Origin of the sequence: Calothrix sp. CCY 0018, assembly GCF_963920925.1 — a bacterium.
Taxonomy (GTDB): domain Bacteria; phylum Cyanobacteriota; class Cyanobacteriia; order Cyanobacteriales; family Nostocaceae; genus Rivularia.
The window spans coordinates 161,232-176,193 of the sequence record NZ_CAWUDI010000011.1 but is presented as its reverse complement, the minus strand read 5'-3'; the positions used below and the strand labels follow the sequence as shown (position 1 = coordinate 176,193).

Annotated in this window: 11 protein-coding genes and 1 tRNA gene; 5 read left to right on the top strand and 7 right to left on the bottom strand. The window is 39.7% G+C overall.

Annotated elements, in window-relative coordinates; translation table 11 throughout:
• Positions 1-248: 248 nt before the first annotated feature.
• Complete coding sequence (locus tag ACM03V_RS10735; protein WP_414620764.1) at positions 249-1,754, bottom strand: MBOAT family O-acyltransferase; 1,506 nt, start codon at positions 1,752-1,754, stop codon at positions 249-251.
• A gap of 84 nt (positions 1,755-1,838) precedes the next feature.
• Entirely contained in the window at positions 1,839-4,751 is a 2,913-nt protein-coding gene (locus ACM03V_RS10730) for a DUF1574 family protein (RefSeq protein ID WP_414620763.1), read from the bottom strand.
• A 249-nt stretch (positions 4,752-5,000) separates the two neighbouring features.
• Here ACM03V_RS10730 and ACM03V_RS10725 point away from each other — a divergent pair, with 249 nt between their 5' ends.
• Positions 5,001-5,246 (top strand): hypothetical protein, encoded by a 246-nt coding sequence (locus ACM03V_RS10725; protein WP_414620762.1) that lies wholly within the window; start codon positions 5,001-5,003, stop codon positions 5,244-5,246.
• A gap of 247 nt (positions 5,247-5,493) precedes the next feature.
• The gene (gene ppc / locus ACM03V_RS10720) at positions 5,494-8,571 is read left to right on the top strand and encodes a phosphoenolpyruvate carboxylase (protein WP_414620761.1); all 3,078 of its coding nucleotides are present in this window, start codon (positions 5,494-5,496) and stop codon (positions 8,569-8,571) included.
• A gap of 262 nt (positions 8,572-8,833) precedes the next feature.
• Here ppc and ACM03V_RS10715 read toward each other — a convergent pair whose 3' ends face one another.
• Complete coding sequence (locus ACM03V_RS10715) at positions 8,834-9,292, bottom strand: pentapeptide repeat-containing protein (protein ID WP_414620760.1); 459 nt, start codon at positions 9,290-9,292, stop codon at positions 8,834-8,836.
• Between the two features lie 414 nt (positions 9,293-9,706).
• Between ACM03V_RS10715 and ACM03V_RS10710 the strand changes: the two genes are divergently transcribed.
• From ACM03V_RS10710 to ACM03V_RS10700, 3 genes are all read left to right on the top strand, one after another.
• A complete protein-coding gene (locus ACM03V_RS10710) occupies positions 9,707-10,108 on the top strand; it encodes a fasciclin domain-containing protein (protein ID WP_414620759.1) in 402 nt (133 codons plus the stop codon).
• Between the two features lie 520 nt (positions 10,109-10,628).
• Positions 10,629-11,303 (top strand): hypothetical protein, encoded by a 675-nt coding sequence (locus ACM03V_RS10705; protein WP_414620758.1) that lies wholly within the window; start codon positions 10,629-10,631, stop codon positions 11,301-11,303.
• Between the two features lie 238 nt (positions 11,304-11,541).
• Positions 11,542-12,126, top strand: coding sequence for a hypothetical protein (locus ACM03V_RS10700; RefSeq protein ID WP_414620757.1), 585 nt, complete (start codon positions 11,542-11,544; stop codon positions 12,124-12,126).
• 157 nt (positions 12,127-12,283) lie between these two features.
• Here the strand turns inward: ACM03V_RS10700 and ACM03V_RS10695 are convergent.
• The 4 genes from ACM03V_RS10695 to ACM03V_RS10680 all read right to left on the bottom strand — a co-directional run bounded on the left by ACM03V_RS10695 (position 12,284) and on the right by ACM03V_RS10680 (position 14,646).
• Positions 12,284-12,357, bottom strand: a tRNA-Pro gene (locus ACM03V_RS10695).
• A 141-nt stretch (positions 12,358-12,498) separates the two neighbouring features.
• Positions 12,499-12,861: a DUF1818 family protein gene (locus ACM03V_RS10690; protein WP_414620756.1), complete on the bottom strand. Its 363-nt coding sequence runs from the start codon at positions 12,859-12,861 to the stop codon at positions 12,499-12,501.
• A gap of 381 nt (positions 12,862-13,242) precedes the next feature.
• Positions 13,243-13,479 carry a DNA-directed RNA polymerase subunit omega gene (locus tag ACM03V_RS10685; protein WP_414620755.1) on the bottom strand — a complete coding sequence of 79 codons (237 nt, stop codon included), beginning with the start codon at positions 13,477-13,479 and terminating at the stop codon, positions 13,243-13,245.
• Positions 13,480-13,599: 120 nt separating this feature from the next.
• A complete protein-coding gene (locus ACM03V_RS10680) occupies positions 13,600-14,646 on the bottom strand; it encodes a hypothetical protein (protein ID WP_414620754.1) in 1,047 nt (348 codons plus the stop codon).
• Positions 14,647-14,962 lie beyond the last annotated feature (316 nt).

The window sequence follows — 14,962 nt, the reverse complement described above, 5'->3', positions numbered from 1 at the left end:
AGCAGAGGCGCTCTCGCGTCTTTGTAATGTGGTTGTCATGGTTCAGATAATTGCTTTATTTGTCTTATAATCGGGTCGGATTTCTCTTCCCCGTTGTTAACTACTTTACATTAGTTTATTCACTTAGGATCATTTACTCAGATTATTATTACTTATTTAACATATAATCCAGGCTTATATGGGCATTGGGCATTGGGCATTGGGATGATCGTTAACTCCTAACTCCTAACTCCTAACTGCTCCCTAAATTAAAAATCAAAGTAAATATAAGGTAATCTTCCTTCGGGGGCTAAAACCCAAACTGCCCAAAGACATAAGGGTATGAATAAAAGTTTTAAATGCCAGTTAAGCTTTAATTTGAGGCGATTGTTGAGAGCGTAGGAAATTGCCATGATCGATGCGATCGCGATTAATAAAGCGGCTAGCTGATACTGACTAATACGTATAGCTTCTACATAGACTTTCTGAGCAAATTGCGCGTCGGCAGTACGACCAAATAAATGAGTAATTACTAACCAGGAGTCTTGTACGTTAGGTAAGCGGAACCATATCCATGAAGTGAAAACCATTAATTGAGTTAGCAGCCAAGCTATAACTATTCCCGCCGGATTTTGCCAGAAGTTTTCTAAAAGCTCATATTTGTCGCTCACAACATCTGTTAAACGATGCACAACTAACGCAAAACCGTGATAAGCACCCCAAATAACCCATCCTAATGCCGCATCGTGCCAAATCCCGGCAACAACCATGACGATTAGTAAGTTTAAGCAGGTGGTAGCTAAACCTTTGCGCGAACCTCCGAGGGGAAAGTAAAGGTAATTCCGCAGCCAGTCACCTAAAGTCATGTGCCAGCGTCGCCAAAAGTCAGCAATGCTGGTGCTGAAGTAAGGATGATTGAAGTTTTCTGGCAATACTAAGCCGAAGAGTAAAGCACTACCGCGAGCAATATCTACATAACCGCTAAAATCTAAATATAGTTGTAAGCCGTAAGCAAAAGTTCCTAACCATAGATCCACGCTACCGGCTCGTTGCAAACTGCTAAACGCTAAATCAACATAAATTCCCAAATGGTCTGCTAAAAGAGCTTTTTTCACCGCACCCCTAGCAATTAACCATAATCCTTCAGTTATCGTATCGGCATTAGGAAACTTGAGATTGTTAAATTGACTTGCCAGATTGTGGTAGCGAGTAATTGGTCCAGAAATTAATTTAGCAAAGAAGGATTTGTAACTAGCAAATTCAATAAACTGCCCGGAAGCAGGGGCACCGCGATAAATATCAACTAAATAAGCAATACACTCGAAAGTAAAATAGGAAATTCCTAAAGGTGCAATTATTTTAAAAGCATTTAACTCGTTTGCACCACTAATACTGCTCGAATTAAAAAAGCCAAACAAAGGTGCTAAATATTTAAAGCCAAACAGCAGCAAAAGATTTAAACCAATCCCCAGCCATAAAACCTTCAAACGGCGACGATTCCAATCAGCTTGAGCAAATTGCCATTCTTGATTAGAAATTCGCCAATCAAGAGTATGCTTTCCAGGGGAAGTATTTTGTCCGAGAGCCAACCCGAAACGAAAATTGATAAAAGTCAGCGTCAGCAACAGCGGTAAATAATAAAGCTGATTCGACGCATAAAAAATTAAGCTAGCAATAAATAAAGTCCACAGACGCAACCTTTGTTGTTCTACAGACCAATAAATTCCCAACACAGCGATTAAAAATAGTCCGTATCCGAACGAAATAAAATTCATTTGAATCAGTGAACAGTTAGCGGTGAACAGTTATCAGTAACTAAGGTTAAAGGTTAAAGTTATCCCCATCTCCCCATCTCCCCATCACTTCCCACCCCAGGGAATCATCGGATCTTGGGCGAGTTTCTTGGATACTTCGTATGCACCGTAGCGGTTGAGGTGGCTGGGATCGGAAAAGTAGTCGTTGGCTTTTGGCCATGTTTGACTCAAGTCTCGGTAAACAAAGTTGGGACGACTTGCTAAATCCAACATATATTTCTCAAATTCTTGTTCGTATTTTGTCCGTGCTGGATCTAAATATTCCGCTGTTAAGGGCATATTTACGAACACTACATTTATATTTCTTTTTTCGGTGTAGTTGAGTACTGCTTGCAAAGCTTCGTTTTGCTCTCCTAATAATTCAAAGTCTTGATAGTCTCGATCGTAATTTCCGGCAACTTTGGCGTATTTTTGATAATAATTACTGGGATTAAAACGGATAGATAAGGGTAAAAATCCATCAAAGTCTACTGCGTAATTGGAAACGTCTTCTGAAGGATCTGTTAAGTCATCTGAAGTATCTGTTTTAAGAGCGCTAATTATGGGTAGAGATTTATATATTTTGACCAGATGCCCTTTTAGTTTGTCGCGTTTGTTGTAGGAACTCGAAACAGTAGAAAACCCATCGTTTAACTTTTCGTTAATAACTTCATTGCCGTTGGTTTTCTGTTTGGCAATTTCTGCTTCTTTGGCGGTTATTGGCGTATCTGTAGAATCTTTTCTAGCTAAAGATGTTTTTAAAGCATACTGATAACCACGGGATTCTGAAATAGCATCAAAGGTATCATCGTTTCTACCACTATTAAAAGCACGGGAACCATCTGCCCAAATAATTGTTTTTGGTAATTGTGCTGGTTGAAGTACGCGACGAATGATAAAGTCTACAACTTGGGCTGTTGCTCCATTAACGCCAAAGTTAAATACATCAACATCTGGATAACCCTGCGTTGCTAAACCTTTGGAAAGTGCATCGGGATCGACACCTCGTAAAGCACGGGAAGAACCGATAATTAGAACGTCTGGTGGCGTACCGTTTTTTGCCAAACGCTGTTTGTATAACGCTAGCTGTTCGTCTAACTGGCGAACATTAAAACTAGGAAGTTGCGATCGCGCTGCTAATAAAATGGCTGTTGATGTTGCTTTACCTCGCTTTGAGTTATTTTGGCTGGTAAAGCCGGAATTATTAAATGTTGAGTTGGGGTTTGAGTTTGGCGATAATTGTTCTTCGGTGCTGTTGGGGAGAAATGCTGTTGCTGTTTCTTCGGGTGCTGTGGGAGATTGAGCTATTTGTGGAGCCGGAGGTGCAAGGGAAGTTAAAATTTTACCCGTTAGCCAATCGGTTTGTAAGGTTAATAATAATCCTACCGCACCCCAAATTAATGCCACACGACCAATTCCTTCTGAATTCTCGGATGCCTGCTGTTTTTCAACAAATAGCTGGGTACCTAAAAACCAGCTTTTGACGGTTCCACCCCAATCCCGCGCTACGTTGGCAACGAAGTTGTGAACTTCTTCTGCGGTTAAATCGGGACGCAATACGGGTTCTTCTTCGTTGGGTAACAGTTCCTGCACGTAGGCAGAAGTAGCGGCAAATTCTGGTGTTGCTTCCGGTACTACCCGCTCCCGCTCTTTAAAATCTATGCCAGATTGCCAAAATGGTTTTTTGTTACCAGCACGCCTTCCGTAAACGCGCACTCCTGCAAGCTCTGGTAACTGTAAATGTCGAATAAAGTTAATGATTTTGGCAGCTATTTTTTTCCTTGCGGGACATACGGGGGCATCACACATAATGTGTAATAAATCTTCTTTACGCGCTAAAATTACGCGAATACCCCCAGTTTGCAAGCGCTTATCTAAATTGGGATTGAGCAATCGTTGAAGTAGAAAAACAATTGCTTCCATGTCGCCATCCTGGGCTAATTCGATCGGCGATGTTGCTAAATCCGGATGTTCTTTAGCTGGTAAAGACTGCCAATCAATCCACTCAGGTTGAGAGGAAGTTACTGTTTTTTGTCCGTAAATGGCCGCCGATAGTATCCCTTGAGGAGCTAATGCTTCTAAGCTGGGAACAATTTTATCCACACACAATTTTTGAGCAGGAATCGCCGCATCTTCTGGAGATTCAGTACCGGGCATACAAAATATATGTAGCGTTGAATCTTGTAAAGAAGCCTGTATCTCTAAGAGGGAATTATTAAATCCAATATTTAACAGCCTGACAATTGCTTGCACATCTCCCCATCGCGCCCATTCTTTGAGCATGACTTCTGGGGGTGTCAGATCGATTAACAACAGCCAATCCGGCTGAGTTTCGCCGACAACCTGCGTTGAAATTACTGCATCTTGATAATTCAACAGCTTAAGATTTCGTAACTTAGCTGCTACAGGCTCGGCAATTAAAGATGGATCTGGCGTATAATTTGACTGACAAAAAACCCACAAACGACCTTTATTGCTAGGAACGTTCGCCTTTATTTTTTGCCTTTTAACCTTAACTTGAACCGCTACACCCAAAGTACTCAGAGTTTCGCTGAGGTAGCGAGCAATTGCGTTTGGATCTCCCTGACGGGCTAAACTCTCATTGGATAAGATTAGCGCTCCGGGAGGTGCGTCTACGGCGAGAAGTGCTTGTTTTACCTCCTCTAAATGCTTTTCAAGTTGATTTAAGTAAACCTTATGGCACCATTCGGGGCGTTTTTCGGTTTTTTTCTTCCCGTAAACGAAAACTTGGTATATTGAAGGTTGTTCGCTTTTTGTTAAAGCATCTAAATTCGTTTGCTGTAAAGCTTTAAGCAAATCCGATAAAGTGTTCCAACGAGGAGGACACTCAGATGATTCGCAAAGAATGTGCAGGTCGTTTCCTCGCAACCGGACTTTTACCCCTATAGAGTTTATCCCTGTTGCTTGGCTTACCCACTGTGCTAATGATTGTTGGGTTTGTAGAGTGGCTGTTTTCATCGCAAGTTGACGAAAAGGGATTGATCGGACGCAGTTAGCTGGCAACTGCTAGTAGACTAGAATTATCGAAATCGTTAAGCGGGAGAAGTATTTTTTACCATGCTTTATTATCTTCCTAGCTTATCTATTGATTTGTTTGATGTCGTCGATTTAACTCCGCCCATATTAACTTTGTCATAAAGGGTAATAGCTCTTTCATGTAAAGTTTTGTGTTCGATCTAACTTATCTTACAGCAGTAAAAAATATCCATGTCATCTAAAGAAGTTAATTCTAAATCATCTCAAGCCGGATTAAATTTAGGTTTATTTTCAATCCCCCAGTCTGTCATCTTGCTTTCGGGTACCGTTTCTGTCTTAACATTAGTGTTAGCAGAAAAAGCTACAAGCGAAGCACTCATAGCCGTAGGAGAAGCCAGCGAAGAATTATTTCGAGGCGAGCGCCTACCCATACTTGATTTTCCGGCTTCAACTGAGACAAAAGCTATTAGCTCTTAGCACCGCTATCAGCTTTTCTGTTGGCAATTGGATGGTAATTCAAACCCCAGTAAGACGGTTTACACGCCAATTGCGGCGGTGGGGTATTTAACCCACTCTTCCGCCAAAAGCTAAAAGCTCGATAAAAGACCAAAACCCAGTTTAAGTTGTTTTAACCCGTTTGCGGGTGGAAATTGAATTTCTATGCTAGGTGCCGCAGCAAACGAAAAAATTACATACAGTAATCTGCTCTATTACCTATTAGGATATGAGTACCGTTTTATACCCTCACGCTCAGGCTGTAAATATCTACCCCGCATCAGATTTGTTTTTGCGCCATCGCCTACAAATCGTAGAGGAAGTGTGGGAATTAGTTCTCCGCGAAGAATGCGGACAGCAAATGGTCGATCTCCTCAAACAATTACGCGATTTATGTTCTCCAGAAGGACAAGCAACCGATAATCCAGCTTCCTCCGTATTTAGTTTAATTGAAAAATTAAGTATTAACGAAGCAATTAGAGCGGCTCGTGGATTTGCACTGTATTTCCAGTTAATCAATATCGTAGAACAGGATTACGAACAAAAAGAGCAATTAACTCGCTACGAAGAAGATGAATCGGCAGAGAAAGAAACTTTACCTGATATTGTTTATTCGAGCAATCAGCAGGTAGAGGATGTTCATCTCAATAATGGGGTTAATGCAGATTTACTAGCCAAAAGTTGGCAAGCTAAAGCGAATCCTAAAGATAAAGGAACGTTTGCCGAACTATTTCCTAAATTATTTAAACTAAATGTGCCACCAGCACAAATACAGCGCTTAATTGCTCAATTGGACGTGCGTTTAGTGTTTACGGCTCACCCTACCGAAATTGTCCGTCCCACCATTCGCGACAAACAGCGACGAGTAGTAGATTTACTGCAAAAACTCGATTCATCCGAAAAGCGCTCTGGCAATGCCACAGCAAAAGTATATTCTTGGGAAACAGCCCAAATTCACTCTCAATTACTCGAAGAGATTCGTTTGTGGTGGCGTACAGATGAACTGCATCAGTTTAAACCTAGCGTACTTGATGAAGTAGATTACGCGCTGCACTACTTCCAAGAAGTATTGTTTGATGCAACTCCTCAACTGTACGAGCGCCTAAAGTACGCTTTAAATACAACCTTCTCCAGGCTTGAACCACCCAGCAAGAGCTTTTGTCAATTTGGTTCTTGGGTGGGTTCCGATAGAGACGGAAACCCATCGGTAACGCCGGAAATCACCTGGCAGACTGCTTGCTATCAACGCCATATGGTGTTGGAAAAATATATCGAATCTGCTAGAAGATTAATTGAACTATTAAGTATATCGCTACATTGGAGCGATGTTTTACCGGACTTATTAGAATCCTTAGAAATCGAACAGTCCCAAATGAGTGAAGTTTACGATGCATTAGCTTTACGCTATCGTCAAGAGCCTTATCGCTTAAAACTTGCTTATGTTGTTAAACGATTGGAAAACACGCAAGAACGCAATTCAGCATTGCGGAAACGCGAAATAATTAAAGATGACATTGCTCCAATCTACCATTCTACTTCAGACTTTTTAGCCGATTTAAGGTTAATTCAACGTAACTTGTCAGAAACAGGTTTGAAGTGTCACCAGTTAGAAACTCTCCTCACACAAGTTGAAATTTTTGGCTTTAATTTAACCCAGTTAGATATTCGGCAAGAATCAACTCGTCATAGCGATGCAATCGGCGAAATTCTCGAATATTTAGGAATTTTAGAGACAAAATATGACGACTTGGCTGAAGAAGAAAAAATTGCTTGGTTAACTACAGAACTGCAAACGAGAAGACCTCTAATTCCCGCACAGCTACCGTTTGGAGATAAAACCAACGAAATCGTGGAAACGATGCGCTTAGTGCGATCGCTCCAAGTTGAATTTGGCTGCAATATTTGCCAAACTTACATCATCAGTATGTGCCGCTCCGTCAGCGATGTACTAGAAGTATTGCTGTTAGCCAAAGAAGCAGGACTTTACGATCCCGGAACGGCTGTAGGTACAATCCGAGTTATTCCCTTGTTTGAAACGGTAGAAGATTTACAGGGTTCGAGGCAAGTGATGAGAGACTTGTTTTCTCTGCCGCTTTATCGCGCTTTACTTGCCGGAGGATATGCAGCTTATGAGCAGCAGATGAAAGCAGAAGGCGACGAAGAAACAAGTAAACAAGGAGAAAATTCCTCTACCTTAAATCCCAACTTACAGGAAATAATGTTGGGGTATTCCGATAGTAATAAAGACTCCGGTTTCCTCAGCAGTAATTGGGAGATACATAAAGCCCAAAAATCATTGCAGCAAATCGCCGAAGAATACGGCTTAGGCGTGCGAATATTCCACGGTAGAGGTGGTTCCGTAGGACGCGGGGGCGGCCCCGCTTACGAAGCGATTTTGGCCCAACCTGGTAAAAGTATCAACGGACGAATTAAAATTACCGAACAAGGAGAAGTTTTAGCTTCTAAATACTCCTTACCAGATTTAGCCCTATACAATCTCGAAACAATCACCACCGCAGTAATTCAAGCCAGCTTACTACGCGCCGGGTTTGACGATATTCAACCCTGGAACGAAATTATGGAAGAATTAGCAGCGCGATCGCGTTCCCATTATCGAGATTTAATCTACGAGCAACCCGATTTTATTGACTTTTTCAATGAAGTTACTCCCATAGAAGAAATTAGTCAGTTACAAATCAGTTCTCGTCCCGCTCGTCGCCCATCTGGTAAAAAAGGCTTGAGTAGTTTGCGAGCAATTCCTTGGGTATTTAGCTGGACGCAAACTAGATTTTTGCTACCGGCTTGGTATGGAGTTGGTACGTCTTTACAAGAGTTTCTCAACGAAGCCCCTGAAGATCACATACAGTTACTTCAGTGTTTTTACAGGAAGTGGCCATTTTTCAAAATGGTGATTTCCAAAGTAGAAATGACCTTGGCAAAAGTCGATCTACAGATGGGACGACATTATGTAGATGAACTATCTAAAGCCGAAGATAAACACCGTTTTAACGGAGTATATAATCAAATTTCCAGCGAATACTATCTAACGAAAAACTTGGTTTTGCAAATCACCGGGCACGAACGGCTTTTAGATGGAGATCCAATTTTACAGCGTTCCGTACAGTTGAGAAATGGTACTATTGTACCTCTAGGATTTATTCAGGTATCCTTACTCAAACGTTTGCGGCACAGCAAAAATAACGCTACTTCTGGAGTAATTCACTCGCGTTACAGCAAAGGAGAATTGCTCAGAGGAGCGCTGTTAACTATTAACGGAATCGCTGCCGGGATGAGAAATACTGGTTGATTGAGAATTGGGTAATTGGGCATGGGGCATGGTAATTGGTAATTAGTAATTATTCTCCCCATCTCCCTCCAAGATCAAAAACTCCGACTTCTAGATAAATTAGGCTAGAAATCGGAGAATTACAAATTATTAAACTATTATTTTTTAGCTGTGTATTTGGTTGTTTAATAGCTAAGTTTACAGGCACTATCAATTTTCTTAGCTATTAGTTTTTACAAACTGATTACTTACAGACTTTCGAAAAATCCCTAAGTAAGTAGATTTAATCCCAATCTGGAATACTATTCAATTCTTCTCCACCAATACCAATTCCGGTATGGAATATTTCGGCATCAGCGATATTCATATCTTCCATTGATGCTTCGTATACGTTGGAGTCGTAAATTTTAGCGCTGGTTAAATTGGCATCATTCAAATTAGCTTGCTTGAAATTGACGTTAGTTAAGAATGCCGAAGTTAGTTTGGCCTCTTTTAAATTTGCCCGAGTCAAGTCAGCACCCTCAAGGTTGGCGTGTTCGAGATTTGCTCCCTGAAGATTTGCTCCTCTTAAATCAGCACCAATTAAATGCGAGCCGCGTAGATTTGCTCCTGACAAATCACAAGCGACGCATTCCCCAGTTTTTAGCAGCTTTTGTACGTGCTGTGGATTTTCAGCTTTTACCAAGCTAGCGAAAAACAGAGGAGCTACTATAGTTAAAGCAGCCAAAAGTTTCTTAATCATAAAATTTCTCCTCTTGCGGTCGAATATCTTCCGTTCATTTCCTCACGTGTCTATTATCTCACTAAATTTCTGAAGTATAAGGATTAACGCCAAACCTTCATAGTGAGAATCACTTTCATCTTAGTTAATAAGTAAGAAAACGATAGACTAAACTACATATTACCAGGGTTTTCAGCGATTTTTGAATCCGGAAAGTGTTGATTCCTTGATGTAAATTTTTATTAATTGTGACGAAATGATAGTATAATTTAATATTATTCGCTCGCTAAATTTTTAGAACAAGCTTTTATACTCATCATTTAGCTGTTTTAATAAATACAGTTATTTAAATATAAAAACCTACAGTAGTAAGAACTATCATTCCCGCATTTTCTCCATAACCCTTATAATATTTACTAGAGTAATGGTGAAAACATGGCAGATATAGTTGATATTGCTGTTAGTGCTGATTCTTTTAATACCCTAGTTCAAGCTGTACAAACTGCTAATTTAGTAGAAACATTAAAAAGTCCTGGACCTTTTACAGTTTTTGCACCTAATGATGAAGCTTTTGCAAAATTACCGACCGGGACTATTCAAACTCTGTTGCAAAATCCTCCTGGGCTAGCAAGAATTCTCACATATCATGTTGTACTGGGCAAGTTAATGCAGGCTGATTTAGCAAAATTGAAAACGATAATGTCTGTGGAAGGTTCTACTATTAATATTAATTGTACCGATCGATTTGAAGTGAAAAATGCCACAGTTTTAGCAGCAGATATCGAAGCTGATAATGGTGTAATCCATGTAATTGATAACGTCATTCTTATGGGTTGATTTGAAATCGTTTCTTTATTGATAGCTTCGTAATTATTGGTATCAAATATTACTATTACTTAGCTAGTAAGCCGTTGTGCATTTAATTTGTATATTAAGACGGGCAGTGATGCCCCGCAGTCGCTACAACGGCTTTGTACCCCCCTTCGGGTTCAACACTTTGCTTATGCCGGGAAACCCGTCCACCGCAAGTGTTTCACCGCAACGCGCTGCTCTCCATCCCACAAGAGTCAGACAATTTCTGAACATCCAATTTAAATGCGTTTTAACTTATCTCATCATTGATTTTCGGTAATTTTGTATTTAAATGAACGGTTGTGTTGCAAAAAATATTCAGCGTTCAAAATATACTACTCGTTAGGGCGCACATTAGTTTGTACTATTAAGAAAGTATAAATCAATATATCGTAACTTACGCAGGGACAACGTAGAAGCGGCTATCCATCCCCGCCGTTTAGACGGATCGGGAATTCCGCCGTTTTGTTAAAAGATGAAAACAACTGTTCCTAGCTGATTCGGTTTGGCTAAGAAAAAAACAATTAGACAAAAAGCAACGACAAGAGTTAAGAATAAGTCTAAAGACCCAAACGTCGAACCGTATCATCTTCGGCGTGGAATTGAATCCAAACTAGGCTTGGTTCCAGAATTCTTTCAGGAATGGGGACGCGACTACTGCTCTATTAGTAGAAAAGTTTTAAACCAATTTCAACTAGGCGCAACAAAAAAAGATTTAAGTCCTATTCTACAAAAACAGCACAATGTTCAATGGGCTTGGATTGACTCTTTATTGACGGATGTTCAAGGAACTTTTGAGCAATTAAAAGCTTCAAAAGATAACCGAATAGAAGAACTGAAAGCTGATATTAAACCGGGTAAAGAGCGAGCTTCTGATATGATTGAAGAAGTTCAAAACTCTTTAGAGTACCCTACAAAGAAAAATATTAAAGGTATTCCGAAAAAACTGAGAGGAATAAAATCCAAGCTGAAAAAAAATCAAAACAATCAAGCAAAACTAGAAAAGCTAGAATCAACGAAAAGACTTCACATTTGTTTTGGTTCGCAAAAATTATTCAACGCTCAATACCATCTAAAAGAAAACGGATATAAATCTCGCGAAGAATGGTTGGCTGATTGGCGCAAAAGTCGTTCTGGTAATATATACTCTCTCCGGCAAAGGTTCTACCGACGGAAATAATCTAACAACCAAAATCCATCACAAAGAAGGCGATATTTTTGTTTGTCGGGCTTGGGTTCCTTACTATTTACAAGCAAAGTACGGAGAATGGCAGCAAGTTGAGTTTGAAGTATCCGGGCAAAGAAAACATGATTTACTTTACGCTTTAGAAGCAAACAAGCCGGTAACAGTTCAGATATTTCGCCGCGAGCATAAAAACGACAATTGGTACATTCATCTAACAGCCTATGTTCAAGAAGTGCCTTGGATTCATACTATAAAAAACGGTTGCTTAGGTGTTGATATTAATGCAAAATCTATTGACGTAATTTATATAAAACCGGACGGAAATCCCGGACTTGATTGTAAGAGAAAGCAGATGAAATTTTCGTTTTATCTTGACGACAGATGGACTACCGGGCAGCGTAAAGCACATTTACGCGACATTGCCTCATATATTGTAAAGCTAGCTGAAAGTTTAAATTGTGCAATATCCTTAGAATCTCTCGACTTTTCAGTAAAGAAGTCAAAGATGCGAAATTCCGGCTCAAAGAAATACAATAGAATGTTGTCCGGGTTTGCTTACGATGGTATTCGTTGTGCCTTGCTTTCCCTACCAGAGGATAGAGTGAAAGCAAATTCAGGTTCATGGCGAACGATACTTAACCTTCTTCGGAAGCAAAAAGTGTCTCGTCATGACCAATTCCAGATGCATACCGTCGAGGAGGTCTTGAAAAGCTCCCTAAAGTCGAAACGAGGTTCTGCCAATGGTGGTGGAAAATCGCGTAAACGTAAAGGAGGGAAAACCACTTCCGAGCCTGAGAAAAACAAAAACTCAGGATAATTCTGGTCTTAATCGCGGGGAAGTTCCGCACAAAAAGGTATCACCGATGCCTACTTGAAAGATATCTACTTATTAATAGATGTTGACAGGTTTAAAGAAGGTGCTATAAGCGTGGAACTTTATTAACTTTACGAACTAAATATTAAAATAAATCAAATCGGAGCGGCGGGATTTGAACCCACGACCTCCACTACCCCAAAGTGGCACGCTACCAAGCTGCGCTACGCCCCGTAAATCGGACTTTATTTAACTTCAAAAGATTGATTTTAAATTTTCCTTTCTGAAAAAATTAAATCTAGGGGTTTTAACTTTAGTATATTAACACAAAATTGAAACTAAACAACTATTTTATTCAAATAAAACAAATAAAAACTAAAAAACATTGAGCGTGGCTGCGGCTTGGATTAAATCATCAACAGCACTGACATCCCATTTACCTTCTACGCAACGTCCCGAATTAAGGATAAAACGTAAGCTATACGAGTGGGGATAGCCTTCTACTTCCATCCAAATTAAATTACTTTCAGCCTCGCAAGCGATTTTTTCTTGATCCATCAACTCCGAAGCCATTTGTTGCATAGTCTCTGCAAGCTGTGCCAATAGCCGACAAAAATCATTCAACTCAGCTTCTGTTAATTCCACAGCCCAATCATCCGTACCTACCAAGCCTTTGAATTCTGCGGCTGCGGGGTTGATGCCAATACGCCAGCCGTTTCCTTTTTTTAGTACGCGCATGGGGGATGGGGAGACAAGGGGACAAGGGGAATAATTACTAACTGACTACTTATTACTCTTAACTCCTAACTATTCCCAATTACAAACTAGCAGTTGTTGATAGACTTTTCGCCAAGCATCTAATCAAGCGATTCTTTGAGCAACAGCAGGTTGTATTCCGACTATATTTTTATCTAAATTTAGATAAGGCGAAGTAAGAATAATTGTGCTAGCTGCAATGATGCCTATAAATAATTTGTATTTTAATTTGATTAAAAGAGTTAATAGTTAACAGCGAGCAGTGATGAACTTTACCCTACCATTCGATAACACCTTACGGTGAACGGTTAATAACTGATAATTGTTCACTGATAACTGTTCACTGTTAACTGCTCACTGTAATTACATTTCGCCGATGATTTCTGGCTGGGTTAATTCATCGGACATTTCAATAATTGAGCGTAATACGGGCTTCATCAATACATCTTCGGTATTGTCGAAATCTTCGTAGCGGCGACGTTTGGCGCGGTTTGCCACTTGAACTGTAATCCGGTAACGATTGGAAGCCGCGCTAATTAAGTCTTCTGCACGATGCATGATTTGAGATTGAGTTGTCTCGAATTTAGAACGCTTTAGCATAAATTACCAGTTCAAAGGATCAGTTATTAGTTTAACAAGAGAGTGGGGGAGATGGGGGAGAGAGGAGGAGACAAGGGGACAAGGGGAAATAACTCCTAACTCCTAACTAATGCACCATTCCTACTTTCTTTTAAAAATGATCATTTCGGTTCCGACTACTGGATTGCGGGCTATTAGCTTGCCTTGTAAATCGGTAATTTCTAGGTGAGTAAAATCTAGTTCTTGGGAGCGCTGTAAGATTTCGGCTGCTAGTTTGTCTTGTTGCTTTTTTTGTAAGCTGTACCAATCGTTATTAATTTTAATTGTCAGATAACTGTTTAAAAAGTTGGCCTGAATTGATTCTATGATTTCTGCAAAAGTGCCATTTTTGGAATTTGAATCTTTTAAGTTAAGGCTGATTTCACCAACTTGATTTTGAATTGCTGCGATTAAGGTTTCTTCTGGTGTTAATGGTGTGGGTGGAGTCTTAATTTCTAACTTTGATACGGTTTCTTCTTGAGGAGTTTGCTCTATTAAAGGTGGGATTTCAATTTTTGGTTTAGGTTCAGTTTCTTCTTGAGTTGGTAAAGGGATTTCTTGCTCTTGCTCGGATACAGTTTCTTCTTCTGATGATGCGGAAGTTGTTTGTTTCTCTGTAGCGGGTGGAATTTCAACTTCTGGCTCTGATGCTGTTTCTTCTGGTGGTAAGGAAGTTGCTTGTTTCTCTATAACGGGTGGAGTTTCTTCTTCTGATGGTGCGGAAACTGTTTCTTTAGAAGGCACTATAGATTCTGGCTCGGTAGTAGATACCACTTGCGGAATTTCTGTGTTTGGGGAAACTGTTGCTACTTGCGATGGTTTGCTATCAAATACGTTTGAAGTGATTAAAAATATCATTACGACTAATCCACCGAGAATTCCACTCAAAGCTGTATCTGACAATTTTGCTGAAAATTGTGCTGGTATAATGAGCCGAATTTTTCCTAATAAACTAATCCAAATCTGCTGAAGCTTTTGTAAAAAACCTCGTTTCTCTACAGTATCCGGAAAAGGTTCGGTTTCTAATTTGATTGCAGTCGTTTCTAATACTCCACTCGTACCTCGTAAAACTTTAATTAATAATGCTTTCCAAAATGAGACTTTTTCTGGAGATGAAGGTGGCTGTGTATTTTTATTTTCTTGTGACATGGAATTATAATATACGGCTTGTCTAATTTTAATGGGGTATAAATTCGGATATGAATTGTTAATAGCAGCTTTAATTTACCACTCATATTTATTTGATCAACCTTTTTACATATATTTGTAACTAAAATACACTATTGATTTTTATTTTTATTTTTTGTCTTCTAAACTACAAGATTCAATCTGCTTTTAGTAATAATTTTATTTCCTCTTAGGAAGAATTATTTTACTTAAATATTTAATTTACTATCGGTTTTATAGAACACGATTATCGCGCCAATAGAAAGAAATTCAAGCTATCTTTATTAATAATTACGTA

Bases quoted from the DNA above. Each gene is read 5' to 3' on its own strand.
- ACM03V_RS10710 (WP_414620759.1), top strand. From the start codon at position 9,707: ATGGCAGATATAGTTGATATTGCTGTTAGTGCTGATTCTTTTAATACC.
- ACM03V_RS10715 (WP_414620760.1), bottom strand. From the start codon at position 9,292: ATGATTAAGAAACTTTTGGCTGCTTTAACTATAGTAGCTCCTCTGTTT.
- ppc (WP_414620761.1), top strand. From the start codon at position 5,494: ATGAGTACCGTTTTATACCCTCACGCTCAGGCTGTAAATATCTACCCC.
- ACM03V_RS10725 (WP_414620762.1), top strand. From the start codon at position 5,001: ATGTCATCTAAAGAAGTTAATTCTAAATCATCTCAAGCCGGATTAAAT.
- ACM03V_RS10690 (WP_414620756.1), bottom strand. From the start codon at position 12,861: ATGCGCGTACTAAAAAAAGGAAACGGCTGGCGTATTGGCATCAACCCC.
- ACM03V_RS10730 (WP_414620763.1), bottom strand. From the start codon at position 4,751: ATGAAAACAGCCACTCTACAAACCCAACAATCATTAGCACAGTGGGTA.
- ACM03V_RS10735 (WP_414620764.1), bottom strand. From the start codon at position 1,754: ATGAATTTTATTTCGTTCGGATACGGACTATTTTTAATCGCTGTGTTG.
- ACM03V_RS10685 (WP_414620755.1), bottom strand. From the start codon at position 13,479: ATGCTAAAGCGTTCTAAATTCGAGACAACTCAATCTCAAATCATGCAT.
- ACM03V_RS10680 (WP_414620754.1), bottom strand. From the start codon at position 14,646: ATGTCACAAGAAAATAAAAATACACAGCCACCTTCATCTCCAGAAAAA.